At 62.7% G+C, this 22,681-nt stretch carries 19 protein-coding genes and 1 riboswitch; of the genes, 12 read left to right on the top strand and 7 right to left on the bottom strand.

All coding sequences use genetic code 11. The annotated features are described in order from the left end of the window. Positions 1 to 32: 32 nt before the first annotated feature. Positions 33 to 1,130, bottom strand: a complete 1,098-nt coding sequence (locus tag ACIPY3_RS18775) for an LLM class flavin-dependent oxidoreductase (RefSeq protein ID WP_400336550.1) — start codon at positions 1,128 to 1,130, stop codon at positions 33 to 35. A gap of 35 nt (positions 1,131 to 1,165) precedes the next feature. Beyond that, positions 1,166 to 1,275, bottom strand: a riboswitch (SAM riboswitch). A gap of 225 nt (positions 1,276 to 1,500) precedes the next feature. Between ACIPY3_RS18775 and ACIPY3_RS18770 the strand changes: the two genes are divergently transcribed. Together ACIPY3_RS18770 and ACIPY3_RS18765 are read left to right on the top strand one after the other, a co-directional pair. Then, positions 1,501 to 2,844, top strand: coding sequence for a PLP-dependent cysteine synthase family protein (locus tag ACIPY3_RS18770; protein WP_400336549.1), 1,344 nt, complete (start codon positions 1,501 to 1,503; stop codon positions 2,842 to 2,844). Between the two features lie 260 nt (positions 2,845 to 3,104). Beyond that, positions 3,105 to 3,278 carry a hypothetical protein gene (locus ACIPY3_RS18765; protein ID WP_400336548.1) on the top strand — a complete coding sequence of 58 codons (174 nt, stop codon included), beginning with the start codon at positions 3,105 to 3,107 and terminating at the stop codon, positions 3,276 to 3,278. Between the two features lie 69 nt (positions 3,279 to 3,347). Here ACIPY3_RS18765 and ACIPY3_RS18760 read toward each other — a convergent pair whose 3' ends face one another. Next, positions 3,348 to 4,289, bottom strand: a complete 942-nt coding sequence (locus tag ACIPY3_RS18760; protein ID WP_400336547.1) for a LysR family transcriptional regulator — start codon at positions 4,287 to 4,289, stop codon at positions 3,348 to 3,350. A 123-nt stretch (positions 4,290 to 4,412) separates the two neighbouring features. Here ACIPY3_RS18760 and ACIPY3_RS18755 point away from each other — a divergent pair, with 123 nt between their 5' ends. From ACIPY3_RS18755 to ACIPY3_RS18745, 3 genes are read left to right on the top strand one after another with little or no spacing between them, the layout of a single operon-like run. Beyond that, positions 4,413 to 5,405, top strand: a complete 993-nt coding sequence (locus ACIPY3_RS18755) for a DUF1852 domain-containing protein (protein ID WP_400336546.1) — start codon at positions 4,413 to 4,415, stop codon at positions 5,403 to 5,405. Between the two features lie 20 nt (positions 5,406 to 5,425). Continuing rightward, positions 5,426 to 6,472: a methionine synthase gene (locus ACIPY3_RS18750; RefSeq protein ID WP_400336545.1), complete on the top strand. Its 1,047-nt coding sequence runs from the start codon at positions 5,426 to 5,428 to the stop codon at positions 6,470 to 6,472. 2 nt (positions 6,473 to 6,474) lie between these two features. Next, complete coding sequence (locus ACIPY3_RS18745; protein ID WP_400336544.1) at positions 6,475 to 7,047, top strand: flavin reductase family protein; 573 nt, start codon at positions 6,475 to 6,477, stop codon at positions 7,045 to 7,047. Between the two features lie 115 nt (positions 7,048 to 7,162). Here the strand turns inward: ACIPY3_RS18745 and ACIPY3_RS18740 are convergent, their stop codons facing one another. Further along, the gene (locus ACIPY3_RS18740; protein ID WP_400336543.1) at positions 7,163 to 8,338 is read right to left on the bottom strand and encodes a phosphotransferase; all 1,176 of its coding nucleotides are present in this window, start codon (positions 8,336 to 8,338) and stop codon (positions 7,163 to 7,165) included. Between the two features lie 85 nt (positions 8,339 to 8,423). Between ACIPY3_RS18740 and ACIPY3_RS18735 the strand changes: the two genes are divergently transcribed. Beyond that, a complete protein-coding gene (locus ACIPY3_RS18735; RefSeq protein WP_400336542.1) occupies positions 8,424 to 8,888 on the top strand; it encodes a MarR family winged helix-turn-helix transcriptional regulator in 465 nt (154 codons plus the stop codon). Between the two features lie 80 nt (positions 8,889 to 8,968). On the opposite strand, the gene ACIPY3_RS18730 is transcribed toward ACIPY3_RS18735, so the two are convergent. After that, positions 8,969 to 10,780: a hypothetical protein gene (locus ACIPY3_RS18730; RefSeq protein WP_400336541.1), complete on the bottom strand. Its 1,812-nt coding sequence runs from the start codon at positions 10,778 to 10,780 to the stop codon at positions 8,969 to 8,971. A 994-nt stretch (positions 10,781 to 11,774) separates the two neighbouring features. Between ACIPY3_RS18730 and ACIPY3_RS18725 the strand changes: the two genes are divergently transcribed. From ACIPY3_RS18725 to ACIPY3_RS18710, 4 genes are all read left to right on the top strand, one after another. Continuing rightward, positions 11,775 to 12,569, top strand: a complete 795-nt coding sequence (locus ACIPY3_RS18725) for an amino acid ABC transporter ATP-binding protein (protein WP_400336540.1) — start codon at positions 11,775 to 11,777, stop codon at positions 12,567 to 12,569. A 2-nt stretch (positions 12,570 to 12,571) separates the two neighbouring features. Next, entirely contained in the window at positions 12,572 to 13,219 is a 648-nt protein-coding gene (locus tag ACIPY3_RS18720) for an amino acid ABC transporter permease (RefSeq protein ID WP_400336539.1), read from the top strand. Next, positions 13,219 to 13,881: an amino acid ABC transporter permease gene (locus ACIPY3_RS18715; protein ID WP_400333490.1), complete on the top strand. Its 663-nt coding sequence runs from the start codon at positions 13,219 to 13,221 to the stop codon at positions 13,879 to 13,881. Before ACIPY3_RS18720 ends, ACIPY3_RS18715 begins: the two co-directional genes overlap by 1 nt. A gap of 150 nt (positions 13,882 to 14,031) precedes the next feature. After that, the gene (locus tag ACIPY3_RS18710) at positions 14,032 to 14,901 is read left to right on the top strand and encodes a substrate-binding periplasmic protein (RefSeq protein ID WP_400336538.1); all 870 of its coding nucleotides are present in this window, start codon (positions 14,032 to 14,034) and stop codon (positions 14,899 to 14,901) included. 222 nt (positions 14,902 to 15,123) lie between these two features. Here the strand turns inward: ACIPY3_RS18710 and ACIPY3_RS18705 are convergent, their stop codons facing one another. The 3 genes from ACIPY3_RS18705 to ACIPY3_RS18695 all read right to left on the bottom strand — a co-directional run bounded on the left by ACIPY3_RS18705 (position 15,124) and on the right by ACIPY3_RS18695 (position 20,050). Beyond that, positions 15,124 to 16,224, bottom strand: coding sequence for an MFS transporter (locus tag ACIPY3_RS18705; protein WP_400336537.1), 1,101 nt, complete (start codon positions 16,222 to 16,224; stop codon positions 15,124 to 15,126). A 183-nt stretch (positions 16,225 to 16,407) separates the two neighbouring features. Next, positions 16,408 to 18,942 (bottom strand): FAD-dependent oxidoreductase, encoded by a 2,535-nt coding sequence (locus ACIPY3_RS18700; RefSeq protein WP_400336536.1) that lies wholly within the window; start codon positions 18,940 to 18,942, stop codon positions 16,408 to 16,410. Positions 18,943 to 19,168: 226 nt separating this feature from the next. Continuing rightward, positions 19,169 to 20,050: a LysR substrate-binding domain-containing protein gene (locus ACIPY3_RS18695; RefSeq protein ID WP_400336535.1), complete on the bottom strand. Its 882-nt coding sequence runs from the start codon at positions 20,048 to 20,050 to the stop codon at positions 19,169 to 19,171. Positions 20,051 to 20,174: 124 nt separating this feature from the next. Between ACIPY3_RS18695 and ACIPY3_RS18690 the strand changes: the two genes are divergently transcribed. Both ACIPY3_RS18690 and ACIPY3_RS18685 read left to right on the top strand, forming a co-directional pair. Next, a complete protein-coding gene (locus ACIPY3_RS18690; protein WP_400336534.1) occupies positions 20,175 to 21,326 on the top strand; it encodes an FAD-dependent oxidoreductase in 1,152 nt (383 codons plus the stop codon). Then, complete coding sequence (locus tag ACIPY3_RS18685) at positions 21,323 to 22,597, top strand: allantoate amidohydrolase (RefSeq protein WP_400336533.1); 1,275 nt, start codon at positions 21,323 to 21,325, stop codon at positions 22,595 to 22,597. Before ACIPY3_RS18690 ends, ACIPY3_RS18685 begins: the two co-directional genes overlap by 4 nt. The last annotated feature ends 84 nt before the right edge of the window (positions 22,598 to 22,681 follow it).

Here is a 22,681-nt window from a genome sequence, read left to right as displayed (position 1 = left end):
CTCTTGTGGTTTCTGTGATGCGTGGGCGTCGGTCAGGCCGCGGCGTAGCGGTTGGCCGGGCGGGGAAGATGGAACGTTTCCCGCAGCGTCGCGCCCGGTTTGGGTGGCGTCACCAACCCGGTCTTGTGCAGCGCGGGGAGCACCTTGTAGGCCAGTTCGGGAAGATCGATGTCCAGGACAGCAGGCTTGAGGCGAACGCCGTCTGCCGCTGCGAACAGTGTGGTGAGCACTTCCACCAGGCCTTCGGCGCTTCCGGCGTAGCGGGCTCCGCCCTGCCATTCCTCGTGGGAGTCCAATTCGGCCAGGCGCTCGGCGGCCGTCTGTCCACGGGCATCCAGGATGACGTCCAACTCCACGAGCGTCCGCTGGGCACCAGCCGCCGCTGCCGCGTGGGCCGCCGTCGGAAGGGCCTCAACGGACGCTGCGGATACCAAGGCAACGTCTGCCTCGACGGCCGGAATGAGACCTGCGGGGGCAAATACCACCAACTGTCCCTGCAAGGGGCGGGGGATGATGGACGGTCCCTTCACGGAGAAACGCGCTCCTTCGAAGTCGGCGTAGTGGATCTTGTCCCGGTCGAGGTAGCGGCCCGTGGACACGTCCCGGAGCACGGCGTCATCTTCCCAGGAATCCCAGAGCCTGCGGCTGGCTTGGACCACATCGGCTGCCTCGGCCGCGACCTCGTTCTCTGCCAGCGGCGTGCGGCCCACGGAGCGGGCTTCCTCCAGCAGGTTCGCGGCGTTCACCAACCAACCGGCCCTGCCCTGGGAGGAGTAGTCCAGGCTGGCGAGCTGGGTTGCGACGTGGAATGGCTCAGTGAAGAGCGTTCCTGCTTCCGGAACCAGGCCCAGGGAGCCCGTGAGGGGCGCTGCGAACGCGGCGCGCTGAATGGCGTCGATACGCGTTGGGATTCCTGTGCTGCCGGCATCCACGGCCCGGGTGTCCTTGAACGTGGCAAGGTGAAATCCCGCGATATCGGCGGCCTGGACAGTCTCACGGATCCGTAAGCCCCCCAACAGCGCCTGCGGATCGTGGAGCGCCTTTCGCCACGCAGCCGGGTGGGCTCCATCGCCGTCGAGCTCCAGCCCAACAACGCGTGAACGGAATTCGGGTACAGAATTTGTAGGCATGTTCTCTCTTTTCAGAGGCCGCCGCGCGGCCGGTCGACATTCACTTGCCGCAAACGCGGCCAGGTCTGTTTCCGGAGCACCCCGCCACCTAATGCCTGAGGGTTGCCGCAGCGCGAGCCGGTCCTTGGCGCGCTGACTCTTGACCTGGAACTGAATCTAGGAGCACCTCCAAGGAATGTACAAACGCCCTGACGCGGGGCGTCAACGCGGGAAACACCGCGTCAACGGACTGCCAAATTCGTCATTTTCCACTCCGGCCTGTACCCCGCGTGACGATGCGTTGCGTCGCGTTGAGCCGCATGTAGCGACGCCTGACGTGTTGCTCAACGCTTTTTGGCGCGCGGTTTTCCTGCCTCCTAGCGTGGGCGGCATGACCGTCTACGAATCAGTCCTCGATGCCATCGGTGGCACTCCCCTGCTCCGTTTGAAGAAGCTCGGCGCGGGCGTCCGGCCACGCATTTACGCGAAGCTGGAGTTCCAGAACATTGGTGGCAGCGTCAAGGACCGCGCTGCACTGTCCATGATCCGCGCAGCTGAACAGGCCGGACTCTTAAAGGCTGGCGGGACGGTGGTTGAAGGAACCAGCGGTAATACCGGGATCGGGCTGAGCCTGGTGGCGGCACAACTGGGCTACCGTTCGGTGATCTTCGCTCCCGCTGCCACTGCAGCGGAAAAGGTCCGGCTGCTCCGGGCTTTCGGGGCAGAAGTGCACCTGGTGGCCGACTTCGTGCCGCGCTCACACCCGGACCATCTGGCGAACCGAGCGGCGGCCTTTGCAGCCTCAACCCCGGGTGCCTGGCTGGCACTCCAGTACGACAACCCGGCCAACCCCGACGCGCACTTTGCCGGCACAGGACCTGAAATATGGAAAGACACTGAGGGTGCGGTGACGCATTTCGTTGCGAGCGTCGGAACCGGAGGGACCATCAGCGGCACCGGCCGCTACTTGAAGGAAGCCAGCGACGGCCTGGTCCAGGTCATTGCGGCAGACCCTGAGCACTCCCGCTACGGTGGCGGCAACGGCTCACTCAAATACACCGAAGGTGCCGGTCACCCCCTTCACCCGGCCTCCGCGGAGGACATCTGGCCTGAAGCGTTCGACACCACCTTGGTGGACAAGTACTTCAGCATCAGCGATCGCGACGCCATCTTCACCGCCCGCCGTGCAGCACTCGAGGAAGGGCTGCTCATTGGCGCCACGGGAGGCACAGCCTTGGCGGCGGCTCTGGAACTTGCAGCCACCTTGGATGAAAGCCACACCATCGTTGCGGTCATCCCCGACTCGGGCAGGAACTACCTCTCCACCTATTTCGACGACGCGTGGCTCACCTCGCTCGGCTTCCTGGAACCGACGACGCCGGACGGAACCATCCGCTCGCTCCTCACCGGTGCGCCTGCCGGAGTTCATCTCCTGGCGAACGGCCTGACAGCGGCGGAGGCCGCCGTCGAACTTCACACCCGGTCGCTGGGGCCAAGCGAGCCGGCGTTCCTGGTGCTGGACCGTGGCGATAGCTTTGGAACCGTCCACCCGCGCGAAGTTGTGGGTGTAGTGACCCTGGAGTCGTTGTCCTCGGTGGATGACGCAGCTCCTGCTGCTTCGGCGGCTGTTGCTTACAGGACCGTCGCGGTCGGCGTCCCCGCCTCGGAGACGCCTGACCTGACGGAAGTAGCGGCAGTCCTGGTCGACGGTCGGATCGCCGCTACGCTGCGCTGATCCTCATCCGGTGAAACCGTGGACCTGTGGTCGTAGACGGCCCTGGCAAGGCGGGGTAACTCCACCCCGTCTGCCACGCCACGCCCCCTACCGCGATCGTCCCTGCCCGGCAGCCAAACCGGCCAGATGATGGTTCCAGACACGGGTCCCCTAAACACGGATCGCGCGTGCGCTTCGGAACAGTAGCAATCACTTTCCATGAATCTTCAGGGAGGCCATCATGGGATGTACGGAGTCCATGCTGTGAACCGGAGGCGGCCATGATCCAGGCTTTGCTCTGCAAACTGAACATCCGGCACGAATGGCACGTCGAACACGCCGACGATGGAACGGTGTACCGGCGGTGCCGTCGATGCGGCAAGGACGACGACGAACGCGGCAAAGGGATCCACGGTGATTTCGGCTCATGGGCAGGTCCCGGAGGGGCAGGCTGAAACCTCGGTCAACTGCTCAGCGGCCTCCGCAGGTGGCGGCCAAACTGACACCGTCCGCTGAGATTTCAGTCAGTCGAGTAGCGCTACGCCAAACTCAGCTACGACGGCCCGCAATTCCCCAAGGTAGCGCTGCGCTTGGTCGGTCAGCGGAATCGCGGCGTGACCGATCCAGCCGATCTCGATGCGTTCGTCAACGTCGAGCGGGATGGCGACGATCTCCGGGTCCAGCTGCCCGCTGATGATGCCCGTCGAGATCGTATAGCCGTGCAGCCCGATCATGAGGTTGAAGATCGTGGCACGGTCAGAGACCCGGATCTCCTGTTTACTGGACAGGGTGGAGAGAATCTCCTCGGCGAAATAAAAAGAGTTGTTCGCACCTTGGTCGAAGGTCAGCCGCGGCAAGCCGGCGAGATCGTCGAGTGTCGCTCGCTCTTTTGCGGCGAGCGGGTTCTTCCGTGAAATGAAAATGTGTGGATCTGCGAGGAAAAGCGGTGTGAACGCGAGCCCGGATTCCCGGAGCAGCTTGTCGATGACCTTCCGGTTGAAATCGTTCCGGTAGAGGATGCCTACCTCGCTGCGGAGCGTACGGACATCCTCGATGATGTCCCAGGTGCGGGACTCACGGAGCGAGAACTCGTATTCGGCCACCTCAGAGGCCTTGACCATCCGGACGAACGCGTCCACCGCGAACGAGTAGTGCTGCGTTGACACCCCGAGCAGACGTCGCGTCGGTGGCCTGCCGAGGTAGCGCTGCTCGAGGAGGGCGAACTGCTCGACCACCTGCCTTGCATAGCCGAGGAACTCTGCCCCGTCCTCGGTGAGGGTGACCCCGCGGGCGGAACGAACAAGGAGAGCACGGCCTACCCGGGTCTCGAGGTCCTTCATCGCTGCGGACATTGTCGGCTGCGCTACGTAGAGCAGATCGGCAGCCGCAGAGATCGACCCCTCCGCTGCAACCTCTATGAAGTAGCGGAGTTGCTGCAGGGTCAATCCGCTCGAAATCTGGGCCATAGGCAAATTCTATATGAATGCATAGCAACCACGAGTTACCTGATACCCCTCGAAAGGCTGCACCATGGATACGTCCCCTTCTGAAAGGCCGTCTCCGGCCCATCATCAACGGATTGGCAGCAAATGGCAGACGATTTCAGCTTCAATATCACCACGACCCGGTTCGACGAGGACTACACCCCGTCGGAAGGCTCCCGGATCACGACGAACTTCGCCAACCTCGCACGGGGCGAGCACCGCCAGGAGAACCTCCGCAACGCCTTGACCATGATCCGCCGCCGCTTCAACGATCTCGCAGACTGGGACAACCCGGACCGGGACCGCTACACGCTCGAGCTTGAGATCGTTTCCGTGCAGATACAGTTCACGGCGGAAGGTACGGATCAGCAGTTCCCCCTGTTCGAGGTTCTCGACATCCAGATCGTCGACCAGCTGAACGGTGTCCGTCACCAAGGGATTGTCGGGAACAACTTCTCCTCCTACGTCCGCGACTTCGACTTCAGCGTGGTACTGCCGGCGGCAACAGCAGAAGCGGGCAAGCCCACCGTTCCCGGGAACTTCGGCGATCTTCACGGCAAACTGTTCCAGCAATTCCTCGATTCCCCGGCCTGCCAGGAACGCTTCCCGCAGCCCCCGGTGGTGTGCATCAGCGTCTCAACGAGCAAGACGTACCGTCGAACGGAGAACCGTCACCCGGTCCTGGGCGTCGAGTACCAGCAGGACGAGTTCTCACTCACGGACGCGTACTTCGCAAAAATGGGACTGCAGGTGCGCTACTTTATGCCACGCGGCAGCGTGGCTCCCCTCGCCTTCTATTTCCGCGGCGACCTGCTCAATGACTACTCCAACCTGCAACTGATCGGCACGATCAGCACCATGGAGACATTCCAGAAGATCTACCGCCCGGAGGTTTACAACGCGAACTCCGCCGCCGCCGTCGTCTATCAGCCCAGCCTGGGAGAGCAGGACTACTCGCGGACGCAGATCGCCTACGACCGCGTCGAGCGCAGTCAGCTGGCGGTCAAGCAGGCGAAGTACACGGAGGAGCACTTCATCACGCCCCACAAGGACCTGCTGGACCAGTGGACCGCCAACTACCCCGCTCTCGTCAACTGACTCACGGAGAATCGTCAATCATGAACACACTTTTGCCTACCACCGTTGTCGGAAGCCTGCCGAAACCATCGTGGCTCGCACAGCCGGAGACTCTTTGGTCCCCGTGGAAGCTGGAGGGAGATGCCCTGCTCGAGGGCAAGCAGGATGCGCTGCGCATCGCGCTCCACGAGCAGAGCCGCCGCGGAATCAACATTGTCAGCGACGGCGAGCAAACCCGCCAGCACTTCGTGACGACCTTCATCGAGCATCTCAGCGGGGTCGACTTTGAACAGCGCAAGACCGTGCGCATCCGCGACCGCTACGACGCCAGCGTGCCGACCGTCGTCGGGCCGGTGCGCCGCGAACGCCCGGTATTCGTGGAAGACGCAAAGTTCCTCCGCGCAGCCACCGACCGGCCGATCAAATGGACCCTTCCCGGTCCAATGACGATGGTGGACACGCTCTTCGATGACCACTACAAGAGCCGCGAGAAGCTGGCCTGGGAGTTCGCCGCGATCCTGAACCAGGAGGCTAAAGAACTCGAGGCCGCCGGCGTGGACATCATCCAGTTCGACGAGCCCGCGTTCAATGTCTTCCTCGATGAGGTCAAGGACTGGGGTGTGGCTGCGCTTGAGAGAGCCGCAGAAGGACTGCGCGCTGAGACCGCTGTACATATCTGTTACGGCTACGGGATCAAGGCGAACAATGACTGGAAGGCGACGCTCGGCTCACAGTGGCGGCAGTACGAGGAAACGTTCCCGTTGCTGCAGAGTTCCAGCATCGACATCATCTCGCTGGAATCCCAGAACTCCCATGTGCCCATGGACCTCATCGAGCTCCTCCGGGGCAAGAAAGTCATGCTCGGGGCAATCGACGTCGCAAGCGAGACCGTCGAGACCCCGGAGGAGGTGGCCGACACCCTCCGCAAGGCACTGCAGTTCGTGGATGCGGACAAGCTCATCCCCAGCTCCAACTGCGGCATGGCACCGTTCCCCCGGGACGTCGCGCTGGCCAAGCTGAGTGCTCTCAGTGCCGGGACTAACATCATTCGCGAGGAACTCGCCCGTTCCGCCCCCACGGTGTCGTAACGATGTTTCACGCCTACCCCACAGACACGTGGCTTGCGGATCCGAAGCAAAGCTTCCCGTCCTCCCTCTCGGCCGACGAATTCAAGGCACTGTTCAGGGGCCACCCGGGAGGTGTCGCCGTCGTCACGGCGGATGCGGGCGAAGGGCCGGTGGCGCTGACGGTATCGTCGGTGGTGTCAGTGAGTGCGGAACCTCCGTTGCTGATTTTCTCGGTCTCGGCACTGTCCTCGTCGTCCAAGGTGCTTTCGCGCGCCGAAACCGTCGTCGTGCACCTGCTGGATGCGCACGACGTCGACCTGGCCAAGTTTGGGGCCACTCCCGGCGCCGATCGCTTTGACCAGACTCACCGCTGGTCGGCCCTTCCGACCGGCGAAGCGGTGTATGACGATGTCCGCGCCTGGGTGCGCTGCGCCGTCATCGATCGCATGGAGGTGGGGACCTCCACCATCCTGGCCGTTCACGCCCTGGAGTCCCGCGTGCTGCGTGACGTCCAAGCGGGCGAACCCGGCGACGCCCTGGTCTACCACAACCGTTCATGGCACCGCCTGGGCGAGCATTCAAGGCTCGAAGGCTGATTGCCGCCGGGCTTATGCGAGGCGGGAAGCGATAACGCGGACGACGGCGGGAGGGCAACTCCCGCCGTCGTCCTCGTTAACATCGGAACAACTTCCCTGAAGGGCCTCTGCCGGTTCAGTCCGTGGACGCCAGCAGGTCGAGTACGAAGCGGGCCATGTGCACGCGTCCGGCGACCAGGGTGCGGAGTTCGTCGGAGTCGGGTTCGGCCAGGCGCTGGGTAGCTACTGCCGTGAGTCCTGTGAAGAGGGCCATGGATGCCGCGTGGCCTCGACGCACTTCGGCTTCGGGGGTCTCGACGCCGGCGTCGGCCAGGCCCTCGCAGTAGGCCTTAAGGCACAAGGGTTCCAGTCGATAGAGCTCTTCCCCGCTCATGGTGCCTTGGTTGACCAGACCGGCCAGCAACTGGCCAAGGTCAAATCCGGCACAGGCTCCTCCGTACAGGCCCCAGTCGATGACCGCGAACTCTGTGGACGCGCCGTCTGTCCTCTCGATCAGGAGGTTTTGTGGGCTGGCGTCTCCGTGTGCGGGCAGCGCCGGAAGCGCAATCATCTCCTCCATGAGCCCGGCCGCCCGGAGGGTGAGCGAGCGAAGCCCGGCAATCAAGTGCGGATCCGCGGCTTCGGCCACGGCGGGGATCCTCCAAAGGTCATCTCCTTGAATACCGGGTATGAGGAGCATCGCGCCGACTCCTTTGAGGAAAAAGCGCATCCTGTCCGCGTCCTTTTCCACGCGAAGGGCCGGGCCACGGTCCTTGACTGCTGTGCTTCCGGCGAGCCTGCCGAGCAGGGTGGCCGCGTCACGGAATCTGTCGTCGTCCCATACCGCGCCCGGGCTTTCGGTGACGTCCTCCATCCACATCGCGGTCCGCTGTTCGTCCGTGTCCTGGATGCTGTAGACCTTGGGGAGCCGGCCGCCTGCAGGCATGGCGTCGGCCAGATCCGAGGCGTACACCTCTGCCTCGGTGCGCCATGGGTAGTGGCGCACCATGTCGCGGCGCATCTGCGGTGGGACCTGCTCGATGCCGCCCCACAGCAGCGGGGATTGAACAAGCTTCACCACCACGCTGAAAGGGGCGGAGTCTTCAGCGGATCCGATCCGGGCAGTTCCATCAACCCGCCAAAGGCCCCCGGTGGTCATGTTGAACATCGGGAAAGTGATCTCCGAAGCGCTGGCCGACAGCAATTCCACCGACGGCGCATCCAAGGCGGCGGCTGCGATGCCCGCCAGCGCACCTGGGTCGAGGGCTGCGGGGCCGAGTGCGTCCATGTTGTTGAGTACGGCGGCCTTCATGGGTTCGTCCCTCCGACTAGTGGCTGTGGTCGAGCCGACCAGCAACAGTAAACCAGCTTTACTAACTAGATGGTAAAGTTGGTTTATGACCGACGTCAATGGTTCAGCCCCCGCGGATTCCTTGCCGCACATTGCGGCGCTTCTGGGTGGCGCCTTTGGGAACTTGAGATCAGCGATCCAGGCCCGGTCCATCCCCGGGCTGCGGCCCTCCCACTACCGGGTGATGTCGTTGATCCCGGGTGAAGGAATCCGCCTCACCGAGTTGGCCGAGCGCGCCACCATCACCAAGGCTGGAATTGGCCAATTCATGAACTACTTGGAACGCGAGGGCTACGTCAGCTTCGCCGGTGATCCGGCGGACAAGCGCGCGAAAATAGTGACCCTGACCCAGCAGGGCCATGCCGCCGTTGACGTCTCACTGCACATCATCGCCGCCACCGAAGAACGCTGGGCACAGGCACTGGGTGCCGAACGCTACCGCGAACTACGCCAAGCACTGTTCGAGATAGCAATCACTCCGGGGGCAACGGGCACTGACGCACAGCAGTAGGGTGCCGGTCCATAGACAGGGCTATGCGTCTCCTTTGAGGCGCATAGCCCTGCACCCCGCAGTTAAGTGCTCAGCCAAAATCACGCACGGCTGCGCTTCGTCCACGCCTGCCAATTCGCGTCCGTAACGAACTTGATGCTGGTGAACGGTGCCACGGCCTCATCAAGCCTGATGGCTTCCATGGCAAGATGCCCGTTGAATTCACTGCAAATAATCCTGACCATCCCACCAGCGAACGGATGGTTCCTATATTTGGTGTTGGCAACCGTCCCTTGCATGTCGCCTGAGCCCATGGCGATGTAGGTTCCCGGTACATCGATGGTAAATAGGTCGTCCGGGGCTTGGCGAACGGCGTCGCTCATTGCTTTTCCGTCGGCAACAATCCAGTTGTTGACAATCGCTGAATGAACATCGCGGGCCTGGATGGTTTCCCCTATATCACCGTTTAATACGGATGTGAGGATTCCTTTGATTCTCTTGCCGTCATATCCATCCGAATGTGTGACAGAGATATTGTTCTTCACCGTGCCATTGGCTGCGTCAAGTCCCAGGGCATACGCCTGCTGGCCCAGCGGACCGCTTCCCTGCAAGCCGGCAGTACGCGAAGTGATCACCAGATTGTTGTACCTGCTCTTACCGTTCAGACGGACGCCAGGATAATTCTCGGGCGTAGGAGCTGGCTTGGACGCTTTGTTGGTCCAGACAGCATCGTTGACGTAGTCGTACGGAATTCCGGGAAGTTTTGCCGGATTGGACCTCGTGTCGCTGTCGGCCAGCATGTTATTGGCAAAAGCCGAGATTTGTCCATTGACGCTCTCTGCATCCACGAACAGGAATCCCTCTCCCCCGCAGTTTTGCGCCTCCGAAGACGCAAACTCGCAGGTGCCACCCACAATCTTGTACCCGGCCGAGGCCCGACGGGTGTTTATCGAACCACCTCCAACTTGCCAACGCTCGAACACCTGACCACACCAAAACGCCTTGGTGTTGCTGAACCGCGTGGAGCCATTCGCCTGGAGGAAACCATGATGCTCGGAGACAGCTACTGTGACATCACTAAGAAAGGTGTCGAAACCGGCCTGGAATCCGTTTCCTCCTGCCCCCTGCGACACAATATTGCGAAACCGGATCTCACCGCCGATCTTGCTGGTCATCGCTGCACTGCCGTACGGGTTGACTACATAGATATTTTCAAAGTGGGCGTACGTATCGCCACCGGCGGTGGCCAGCGGATTCTTGTAGTCAGGCACCATGAGGATGCCGTGGGAGTTGAATTGCCAGTTGTTGGCATCTGCGGGGTGCTTGGTGAGATCACCAATGGCGGCACCCGGCGTCGCGTAATCCAGGACGCCAAAGTCCTGACCCCAACGGTTTCCGTTGATCCTTAGGTCGCGGAGAGCCTGGTAGTTGCTTGACTGCCCGGGACTGTTGACAAAGACCGAACAATTGGCGCCGTCCAGAAGAAAGAAGGTTGTCTTATTCCAACCAAGTCCCCAAATGGCTACATCGGGGAGCATGACAATCGGCTTTTTCACGCCATAGCCAGTGAGCTGGCTCGCATCACCTTCAAAAATGGCAATGCCCCCACCGAGACTTGAAATTTGGGACAGAAATGCGTTGATCTCATCCGATTGATCTATGGCCGCCGTGCCTGGAGCACTACCAACCGCCTGCACATTGGGCTCACCGAGCTTACCCCGGCTGTACTTCCTGTCCCCTACTTGGTGTGTCGGCATGTAGGCCTTGGGCAAAATGCCGAAGTCCGATGCGTAATACGTGCGTTTGGCACTCTTCGTCACGGCCGTAGCTGCCGCAGCAGGTTGTGCCGCGACCACACCGGCAGCCAAGGCAAGTCCGCCACCCCTGATCAACGCCCGTCGATCCACTCTCATACTCCAGCCTCCCGCACTCAAATGTTCGCGTCTTGGTGTTGCCTAAGGGACACCACGACGACTGTGGCGGCCCAGGCGCACCAACTTCCGGTTGTCCCATGGAACTTGTGTGGCACCAGTGCTGATTACTACGGAAGAATCGTGTTCTAGTTCACGACACGGCGCGATCCGCTTTGGACGCGACAAATGATCAAGTCTGTGGCCTCACCGATCCGGTTTCGCCGACAGTCCCGCACAATCTGAGGAGAGGGCGACACTTCCGTGCCGCCCTCCTCTTTTCCTGTCCTTGCTACCCCATTGCTGGCTGGTCGAATCGCTGGCCGGCCGGGTTAGGAGACTCCCTGCAGGGTCGGCGATCATGTGGAGGCAGACCTATCCGGTGCGCGGGCGGCCGGGTGCTTCACCGCGTGGGTAAGCCACAATCAATCATGGACCGTGGCGTGGCAGCCCACCTTGAAATCCTCTTGCACTGCCGATCTGCTTGTTCTAACCAACTCGTTGTCGTCCCATGGGGCACGCTTGCATTCCAAGGCCAAGCAATAGTTATCCTAGAAGCCGGTCCTGACAAGGCGGTTGGCCACCTGCCGCATTGCATGACGAATCCGCGCCCGAGCCAGTTGAAGATCTTTAGCCGCCGCGTGGCAAATTTGATCCGCGTCGTGCGCCTCCACGGCTTGCAGGTGTCCTGCCGCGCCTTGCCCGGAAAAGGTTGGCTGGCGGCGTCGAACCGGCCACCTCGAGTAGCCTCCGTCCAGACTGCACTGGCCGCCCAACAGGCCTCCAGCCTCTTCGTCAGAAAATTTCTTTGGTGATGTGTGATCACATATCTAGACAACACACTCCCTTCTCAGTAGAGTGACGTACAGCACAAGGAACGTGGGGCGGGCTACAAGTCAGCTGCACTTCTTCAATCTCTCGGAGCTCCGACGGAGCCCACACTCTCAATCGAACGTCGTCAGGGACTAACTGTCCCGCCTATTTGAAGGAACCAAAAATGGGCTTAAGTTTTGGCACGAAAGCTCCCCCTACGGCTCTCACTGGCGAGGTCGAGGTGGCCGGGCTGGGTAAGAAGTACGGGGTCATCCAGGTGCTGAAGGACGTGGACCTGTCCATGGCCGAGGGTGAGGTGGTTTCGATCATCGGGCCTTCCGGTGCGGGTAAGTCCACGTTCCTGCGGTGCTTGAACTACCTTGAGACCCCGTCCGAGGGCACCATCGCGATCGGCGGCGCGAAGGTGGTCGCTGGCGGGGCGAGGCTGCCTGACAAGGCCAGCCTGGATCACTTGCGCCGGGTCACGGGCATGGTGTTCCAAAGCTTCAACCTCTTCCCGCACCTGACCGTGATGGAAAACATCACCCTCCCGCAACGGAAGGTGTTGGGTTCCTCCAAGGACCAGGCCGAAGAAGTCGCGAACAAACTCCTCAAGCGTGTGGGTTTGCCGGACAAGGCCTCCGCGTACCCGGCCCGGCTCTCGGGCGGGCAGCAGCAGCGCATCGCGATCGCCCGCGCCCTGGCCCTGTCCCCAAAAGTCATGCTCTTCGACGAGCCGACCTCGGCCCTTGACCCCGAAATCGGCCTCGAAGTCCTCGCCGTCATGCGGGATCTGGCTGATGAAGGCATGACCATGCTGGTGGTCACCCACGAAATGCACTTCGCCCGCGACGTCTCGGACCGGATCATGGTCATGGGCAACGGCGGGGTCCTCGAAATCGGGCCCAGCGAACAAGTCATGTCCGCCCCGCAGAACGAACGCACCCGACAATTCCTCAAAGCCGTCCTGGACCGGTAACCATGATCACCCAACTCCTGGCCTCCATCGCCCAAGGCGTCGGCCAAACCCTCTACGTCACCGGCGTTTCCCTCCTCTTCGGCGGACTCATCGGCCTCGTCCTGGTCGGCGCGGCCCGCTCCCCCATCGGGATCATCCGCACCATTGCATCCCTGTACATCAACATCGTCCGGGTCATCCCCCCGATCACATGGCTGTTCCTGATCTACTTCGGCCTCCCCCAATACGCCCTCCGGTTATCCACCATCCAAGCCGCGATCATCGGGTTCTCCATCATCGCCTCAGCGTTCATGGCCGAAATCTACCGCTCCGGGCTCCTGTCCATCCCGGACGGCCAGCGCGAAGCCGCCCACGCCCTGGGCATGAGCAGCGTCACCACCGTCGCGCACGTCATCACCCCCCAAGCGTTCCGCGTCGCCCTGCCCGCGATCGCGACCTACGGCATCGGCCTGCTCAAAGACTCCGCCCTGGCCTCCACCATCGGCGTCCGCGAGATCACCTATTACGCCCAACAATCAGCCAAGCAAACCCACGAAGGACTGCTCTCCTTCGTCGTCGCCGGCGCCCTGTACATCATCATCAGCCTCGCCGTCGCGCTCATCGCCCGCCGCGTTGACCTGAAACTGCGCAGAAAGATCGGAGTAGCGTGATGGACCTGATCACCCAATGGCTCTCCTGGATACCCAACCTCACCCCAGGACTCGGAGTCAGCCTCCAACTCACCGGCCTGTCCCTGCTCTTCGGCTTCCCCTTCGGACTCCTGCTCGCCGTCATGGCCGAAGCCAAACTCAAACCCCTGCAATGGATCAGCTTCCTCTTCGTCGAAGTCGGCCGCGGCCTGCCCGCCCTGGTCCTGCTCTACCTGCTCTACTTCAGCCTCCCCGACGCCGGAATCACCCTCACCTCCCTGACCACCGCCATCATCGCCCTGACCTGGAACACCGGCGCCTACGCCTCCGAATACTTCCGCGCAGGCATCGCCTCCGTACCCCTGGGCCAAAAAGAAGCAGCCCTCACCACCGGCCTGCGGGGCTGGACCGGATTCCGGCTCATCATCCTCCCCCAAGCCCTCCGCATCTCCACCCCACCCCTGGCCGGCCTCGCCGTCCTCGTCTTCCAGGGCTCCGCCCTCGCCTTCGTCATCGCCGTCCCCGAACTCATGTCCAAAGCCTTCGAAATCGGCTCCATCACCTTCGAATACCTCTCCGTCTACACCCTCACCGCCATCATCTACGGATCCCTGACCCTCGTCTTCCTCGGCGCCGTCAAACTCCTCGAAAACCGCCTCGGCCGCCACCTCCAACGCAACTAACACCACCAACACACACCAGGCCTGCTCCGTAAAGGTCGCTTCCAAGGGATCGGTTCCCACAGACCGAGAACCAAACCGCACCAAAACCACCACCTCCGTTCCCATCAATCGGGGTTCAACCCCATCAAAGAGATAGAAGAAAGAGTCACCATGTCGCGAACAACCCGTTCCCTCGTGCGCGTACTTTCGGCCGGCACCGCCGCCGGCCTGGTCGCCATCTCCCTCGCAGCCTGCGGAGGCAGCGGCGACGCCTCCGCCGGCTCAGGCGACTGCACCCCGGCCCACAAGGACCTGAAGACCGTTACGCAGGGTGAACTGACCGTTGCCAGTTACGACTACTACCCCGCGACGAAGGTTGAGGGCGACACCGTCACCGGTCTCGAGGGTGACCTCATTGGCGAGATCGCCAAGCTCGAATGCCTGAAGGTCACCGTCAGCACCTCGGGCGGCGCGGGAGCCGTGATCCCCTCCGTGCAGTCCAAGCGCGTGGACATCGGATCCGGTAGCTGGCTGCGCACCAAGGAACGCAAGAAGATCGTCTACTTGAGCACCCCGCTCTGGAATGACCCGCAAGCGATCATTTCCAAGACCGGTCTGACCAGCGACAAGCTGGAAGGAAAGATCATCGGCTCGGTGGCCGGCAACCTCTACAACAACAGCCTGCAGCAGTGGCTCGGCGACAAGTTCAAGGTTTACCAGGATGACGAATCCATCTATGGCGATCTGAAGGCAGGCCGCATCGACGGCATCGTGGCTTCTGCGGCCTCCGCCAAGGGCCGCTTCAAGGACGCCCCCATCGATGGAGCGACTGTGGTGGACGTGACCCCGAATCCCAAGGTTCCCGAGTTTGCTGCGGTTGGCCAGGTCATGCTGCCTTCGAGCCTGGACAACCAGGAACTCGGCAAGGCACTGGATGAGGACATCACCAAGCTACGCGAAAACGGCACCATCAAAAAGATCCTCGAAAAGTACGGACTGGACCCCGCCGTTGGACAGCCCGGAGCTCCCAACGAACTCTGACGCGTAAAGTCTCAACGCGAGAAAGGGCACTGGATTCCATCCAGTGCCCTTTCTCGCGTCCGTTGGATTTTCCCGTTCCAGGTGGCTTTCGGCGCCACTTAAGGCCAGCTGCCAACGGGGAATTCCCGGGCATTCCGGCTCCGGTCGCGTGCGGTCGGTTGTCTGCAGGCATCGAAGGTCGTCGCCGAGCGGCTTCAGTATGCGGCGGTCACGTCTTCTCTACTAGGGAGCCTTTGACGCGGGGTAGGCGATGAGGACAGTCGCCGAGATAATCCAGATCATTCCGAGTGATGCGAGCGAAAGTGCGCTTCCCCATCCACCGACCGAGGTGGTAAGGATCGCGCCTCCCGCTGACGCGCTGGTACGAAGGCCTGCGCTGACCGAGAATACTTGGGACTTGAGGCCATGTCCGCTGTGCCGGTCACGCAACAAAAGCATGGCTGTTGTTGTTGAGGCCGTGAAGACTCCGGAAAGAGCGATGGTGACGACTGCCCAGACCTGGCCCATGTCCAAGGCCGCCAGTATCGTGAAAACCCCTGTTGCGACAAAGCCGGCGGCCATGGTGCGGTGCGGCTTCGCGCGGCTTGGCCGAATGGTTTCCACAAGCGCGCCTGCCAGGCTCCCAAGCGTGAAGGCAGTGACGAGGCCAGCACCCTCCTGCGGAGATCCGCTGCGGTCAACAGACAGCGCAACAAGGGCTATGGCCAACCCTCCCTGCCCCACCTGGGTCAGCGTCGAGGAAAGGGTGACCACCGCCAAGGGGCGGTGGGCGAAGGTCCGTTGTAGCCCTGCCTTAATGACCGCCATCGCCGGAGTTGCCGTACGATTGCCGCGGCGCGCTTTGAGCACGCCCACGCACATGGTCCCGGCCAAAGCAATCGCAGCCAATGTGAAGAGAGCCGTCTGTGCACTGAGGAACGCCGCGAGGAGGGCAACCAGCGCTGGGCCAGCCACTGCAGCGACGTTATACGAAAGCGCGTCATAGGCGAAGGCACGTCGCTTATCGGGAATGACATCCCAGGCAAAGCTGGACATCCCTCCCATATAGAAGGGCGAAACCGCCCCAGCGATGGCCATGCCTACGACTACCATCAAAGGCAGCTCACGACTGAACATGGCTGCCACAGCGAACGCTGTGGCAGTCAGCAGCCCCGAGGCTGCGACGGGGACGGCTGGCCGGCGTGCCATGTCCAAAGCGGCCCCTGCCACTGGAGCGGCAATGACGCTGGGTCCCAGGAAGGCAGCAACAAGAACACCGCCCATCGCAACATTGCCCGCCTGTTCGATGGCCAGGACGGGAAGCGCGACAAGGGAACCCGCCATTGCCGTTCTTTGTGGAATGGAAGCTGCCAAGTATCCAGAGGCGCTCAAAGTTATGCGATCCTTTCACGGTGGTTAGTCACAGTGCGCGGCCCATGCTGCGATTTAAACGCCTGACCGCCTGCCGCTATCCGACTCGAAATCGGTATAGCGGCAAGCGGTCAGGCTTGTGTCAATGCTGGATGGTCACAGAGCGCTGGCTAGTTCCACTGAACCTGCGGTATGGGCACCTGCAACTGGAGAGACCTCGACATGTTCTGTGCGGTCATCACGTTCGGGAAGTGCAGATCGATCGACGACGGCTGGGTAGCGTTCGCTGAGGTGGGAGACTGCGAGGTTCGTGCCAGTTTCCGCTGCGTGCGCATCCACCCAGGCGAAAGCCAGATAGTGAAGCGTTTCCGGGTCTTCCGCGACGCTGGTGACGTATCCAACCACAGCCTGGCCGTCCGTGACTGGTGCCCCCGGGATGGCCGCGTGGCGCTTGTCTTCCAGTGCCAACCGTACAAGCACGCGGTGGCCCTGGCGGAGCGCTCCACGCTTGGACGGGCGCGCAAGACCGGTTTCATGAAGGTTATCCTGGGGCCCGTATTCGATGCCGAAGGCTGGTGTCCCGTTCGCGATCCGCAGCGCCGCAAGGGCATCGGTCCCCATGGCCGAGATCCGCCAGTCTGCTCCGGCTTCCAGTAGCAGATCCCACAGGAACAGGCCGTGTTCCGTGGCTGTATACAGTGTCCAACCGCCTAGCCCGGTGGTTGTTTCGGCTACAGCCCGGACCGGAATACCGCCCACGTCCAGGACGGGCGCTTCCGATGACGCATTTGCGGGCAGTGCCCCTCGGGTCACTGCTTCGAGAACTGATGCGGCGTCGGGACCCACGAGTACCAAGGCGGTGGTTCCGGAAGAGACGTCCAGGATGCTGGTCTCCTGCAGGAAGGCCGTTTCGTGCTGGAGGTGCCAGATGTCTTCGGGAACGCTGCCGATGACCACATAGCACTCGCTGGAAGTACGGATAATCGTCAGGTCCGCCACGATGCCGCCGTTGGAGTTGATGATGAAGGCTGTAGTGGAGGTGTTGACGTCCAGGGACGGCTCCCCGGACAAGAGTTCCTCCAGATGCCGCCTCGCACCAGGACCCCGAACTTCGAAAGCGGACACTGTACCGGCGTCACCGAGGCCCACACCGGTTCGTGCGTTGCGCGCTTCGACGGAGATCCGGGGCGACCATCCGTACGAAGACCAGGAATCCCTGTCCACCAGCGAACCGGCGGGGTTCGTGCTCTCGTACCACAGGGGGCGTTCCCAGCCGCCGGGGGTACTGCCGAACTTGGCTCCAAGCGCCTCCTGCCGCAGGTAGAAGGGAGTCGTTGCGAACTTTCGCAACTGTTTGGTCTGCCAGCGCGGGTGGGCTACGTCGTAGACCTCGTCATAGTTTTCGCTGGCTCGGGCGATGCTGGCTGAACGTGTGAGGTGCGTTTGGTCGAAGCGGCGGAAGTCGAGAGTCGTCGTGTCGATCCCGGGGTCTCCTGTGACGATCCAGTCGGCGAGTACGCCGGCAACCCCAGCGGACTGTGTCAGCCACACGGATTCACCGAGCCAGAGCCCGCGCACGCCCGGGACCTCTCCCAACAGCGGGTTGCCGTCAGGAGTGAAGGAAAAGATGCCGTTGTAGCCGTCAACCGGCTCACAGTTCGCGGCCTCCGGGAAGAGCCGTTGGAGTTCAGCCCAGCCGCCCTTGAGGTCTTCCCACGTCAAGGGGTGGATTGCCGGCTCAACGCGGGTCCGGGAAAATTCTTCCGGACCAGCAATGTCTTCCTGTTCAACAGGTATGACGCGGTGCTCGTAGCTACCCCACAACAAACGTTCTCCGTACTGCCGGAAGTACGACCCCGTGCCCTGGTGCCGGATCATGGGGAGATCAAGTTCCTGCTCATCGCTCATGCCGGCAAGGGTGGGCAGGACGCTGGTGGACGAAGAGCAGTGCTCCATGGGTACCATCGGCAGTTCCAGGCCGAGCAGTTTGCCCAAACCTGGCCCCCACAACCCGGCGCACACGACGACGACGTCGGCGTCCAGATGCGTCGTGCCTTCGGGAAGCCGTTCGCCCTTGCAGGGGTTGCCGGGCACCTCGGGTGTCGTACGGACATTGACACCCGAGACCCGGCCGTCGTCGATCCTGAAACCTGTGACCTGGGTGTGGCCAAAGAATCGCGCACCGTTTTCAATGGCGCGGCGTGCTTGCCATTCCACGGCGCGGACAGCCTTGACCACGCCATCGGTCGGCGTGTGCAGGCCGCCGAGGACACTTGACGTATCCAAAGCAGGGAACAATTCCGCGCACTCTTCGGGAGAAACGATGCTGGCTGGCACCTTCCAGGATTCGGCCAGGTTGTGACGACGGTGCAAGTACTGCATGCGCTCTTCGTCGCAAGCGAGTTCGAGTCCACCGACACGCTTGAGGATCCACTGGCCATCCAGGGTGGCGCCGTCCAGCTTGTCCAACGTCCTGCGCGCGAGTTCGGTCATGACCGCCGAGCCGGTGGTTTGGAATGCGAAGCCTGGGGCGTGCGAAGACGATCCACCTGTCCGGTACAACGGACCCTGATCGACGACGGTGACCGCCTTCATCCCTTGACGGGTCAGGTCATCGGCCAATGCGGCACCAACAACACCAGCCCCGATGATGAGGATCCGGGTATCTGTGTCAATTCGGGCGTTCGCCACGGTATCTCCCTTGCGATAAGAGACGTCCACGTCTCAAGTGAAAGAGTCACTGGTTGGGTCCCGCCACGTCAGGCTCCCTGACGGGAGCGAGGCGGTTCCAAGATTTGGTAGCCGAACGCGGGATGGCAAATCAGCGCATGTCGGTTGAATCACAGTATATGTGAGATATGTGATCACAAGCGACACTTTACGGAATCAATTTTTCCCGCCCGCTCCATGCAAGGACCTATGCCCCGGGGAGGCCGTCCCGAAGGCAGGCGATGAAGTCTTCAGCGGAGGGTGAACTCCGCGGGCCGCGCGCGACGTAGAGCTCGGTTTGGGGCTGACCGGCGATCGGGCGTGTGGTGATCCCGGGCATGTGGAACCGCTGGATGGATTGGGGAAGGACAGAGATTCCCAGCCCTGCGGCTACGAGGCCGAGGACTGTTTCCTGGTGGATGGCTTGTTGTGCGACCAGTGGCGGTGTGGGCAGGTGTTCGATGAGACGGAGCACCCGCGAGACGAAACCGGGCATCAGCCGATAGGGAAACAGGACCATCGGCTCCCCCTCGAGTTGCTCCGCCGCAATTTCGGGGCAAGCGGTCAAGGGGTGGGTTTCCGGGAGCACGACCACCAGGTCCTCGGTACTGAGCAACTCGAGCGTGAGCCCAGGGATCTGTCCAGGATCCCGAAGTAATCCGAGATCCAGCTCGCCGTCGAGTAACTGTTCGACCTGTTCGCCGCTGGTCAAGGGTGCCAACACAAGCTCGACGCGCGGGCGGAACGCCCGGAACGCCCGGATGGCTTCCGGGACGGTGGTGTAACTGGCCGAGCTGACGAATCCCAACCGCAACTTTCCGCTTCTGCCGGCAGCTACGTCCGCAACGTCCCCGGCAGCTTCGTCGAGCTCGGCGAGGGCAGAAGCCGTTTTGTCCCTGAAGGCCTCCCCTGCAGTGGTGAGGGTGACGCGGCGGGTGGTCCTGTCGAACAGTTGGACGCCAAGATCGTGTTCAAGCCGTTTGATGGCTACGGTGAGTGGCGGTTGGGTGATGTGCAGGCGCTCGGCGGCGCGGCCGAAGTGCAATTCATCGGCGACGACCAGGAAGTACCGAAGCTGTCGAAGTTCCATGACGTCGATTCTTTCGACTTGCAGCAACAATGGCAACTAAAAAGATATTGGACGCAAGGACGCCGGTGGTGAGTAACTGGATGAAGCGAGAAACCGCACCACGCAAACCCGAAGGAGCAACCCCATGGAATCGTTCGAATACGTCGTTGTCGGAGCCGGCCTTTCCGGCGCGGCGACGGCCTGGCAACTTGCCTCCCGCGGCCACGATGTCGCCCTGCTCGAACGGTCCACCCCGGCCAATGACGCCGGTAGCTCCCACGGCTCTGCCCGGATTTTCCGCTACGCCTACCCGGACGCTTTCTACACGGGCCTGGTGCAGGAAGCCAAGACGGGCTGGGACGAACTGGCCCGCCTCTCCGGCAAACAGCTCATCACCCCACACGGCGCCGTGGACTACGGGTCCATCCGCCAACCGGAACGCCTCGCGACTGTCCTTGAAGCACGCGGCATCGAGCACGAGCTCCTGACCGCGAAGCAAGCCCAGGACCGATGGGGGCAGATCGCCTTCGACACCGACGTCCTCTGGCACCCCGGCGCCGGTGTGATCGACGCCCACGAGTCCGTCACCGCCATGGTGGACCAGGCAGTGGCCCACGGCGCTGCCCTGCACACCAACTGGGCCCTCGCCTCCATCACCGGAACCGCCGGCGACTACACCCTGACTTCCGAGGACGCCCGCAGCGTCAAGGCAGCGAACGTGATCGTCGCCGCCGGCGGCTGGCTCCCCCAACTCCTCGGGTCCCTCTCCCTGCCCGCAGGGTTCCTCGCGACCATGCCTACGTTCGAGGTCCGCCAGGAACAGGCCTACCACTTCCCCTACATCGACGGGACCGACCCGGCTACCTGGCCCACCTTCATCCACAAACGCGAAGGCTGGCAGGCCTACGGCCTTCCCGGCGGCCGCGACGCCGGCTTCCACGGCCAGAAAGTCGCCGAATACAACGGCGGCAAGATCCTGCCCTCGGCCGCGGACCAGGACGGACAGATCAGCGCCGAGAACCGCAGCCGGGTCATCGACTACGTCGAAAAGTACCTGCCCGGCGTCGTCCCGGAACCGTACGCCGAGACCACCTGCCTGTTCACCAACACCCCCACCGAGGACTTCATCATCGACCGCGCCGAGGGCGTCACCATTCTCTCCCCCTGCTCGGGCCACGGCGCCAAATTCGCACCCCTGATCGGCCAACTGGGCGCGGACCTCGCCACGGGCACCGGCACCGTCCCCGAACAGTTCAGCCTCGCCGTCCAGGCCACAGCAGCAGGAGCACACGCATGACCAACCCCACCGGCAGCCTCACCAACCATACAAGCCCCACTCACCGGACAGGCACGACGGCGGCAACGGTCACCGGACTCATGTCCGACATTGCCCACCTGGGCACCGACCCGATCCGGGGCGGCTACACCCGCCCCGTCTACTCCACCGCAGAACTCGATTTGCGAAGCTGGTTCATCGACCAGGCCACCCAGAGAGGCCTGGCCGTCGAAACCGACCGCAACGGCGCCATCTGGGCCTGGTGGGACACCCCCGGGAAGGACCGGGCCAACGCCCTCGTGACCGGCAGTCACCTCGACTCCGTCCCCGGCGGCGGACCCTTCGACGGGCCCCTCGGCGTCGCCTCCGCACTGGTCGCCGTGGACATCCTCAAAGCCCGCGGCACCAACCCAACCCGGCCACTCGCCGTCGTGGTCTTCCCCGAAGAAGAAGGCTCCCGCTTCGGCGTCGCGTGCCTCGGCTCCCGGCTCATGACCGGTGCGATCGACCCGGACAAAGCGCGGAACCTCCGCGACCCCGACGGCAACACCTTCGCCGATATCGCCAAGGCCAACGGCCTGGACCCGCGTTATGTGGGCCGCGACGAGGAACTGCTGGGCAACATCGGCGCGTTCGTGGAGCTGCACGTCGAACAAGGCCGTGGACTGATCGATCTCAACCAGCCCATCGCGATCGCTTCATCCATCCTGGGCCACGGCCGCTGGAAACTGAGCATCAATGGCCAAGGCAACCACGCCGGCACCACCCTCATGGCCGACCGGCACGACCCCATGGTCGCCGCCTCCCGCACCGTTGTCGCAATCCGCGATACCGCTCGCAAGCAGCCACAGGCCCGGGCGACCGTCGGCCGGCTTCAACCCGTCCCCGGTGGCACCAACGTGATCGCGTCCCGCGTGGACTTCTGGCTCGACGTCCGCCACCCCGACGACGCCATCACCGCAGCAGTGGTTGAAGCCATCCACGCCCAGGCACAACTGATTGCCGCCGAAGAAGGCTGTACTGTCACGCTCAGCGAAGAATCCCTATCCCCCACCGTCCACTTCGACCCCGGGCTGCAGAAGCAACTCCAATTGGCCCTCCCGGAAGCGCCCATCCTGGACACGGGGGCCGGACACGACGCAGGCGTCCTCTCCCCCTACGTCCAAACGGCCATGGTGTTCGTCCGGAACCCCAGCGGCATCTCCCACTCCCCCGAAGAACACGTGGTGGACGAAGACGCCGAAATTGGAGCCCAGGCGCTGGCAGACGCACTCGCCAGCCTCCTTGACTAACTGAATACCAGCACCCGCGCCGACCCAATCGGCGCGGGTGTTTTCCTCTGGCCCCAGAGGAACCCAAGATTTTCCGGGCCCCGC

Origin of the sequence: Paenarthrobacter sp. NPDC089714, assembly GCF_044748905.1 — a bacterium.
Taxonomy (GTDB): Bacteria; Actinomycetota; Actinomycetes; order Actinomycetales; family Micrococcaceae; genus Arthrobacter.
Note: the sequence above shows the minus strand (reverse complement) of the source record. Positions and strands in the feature narration are given on the sequence as shown.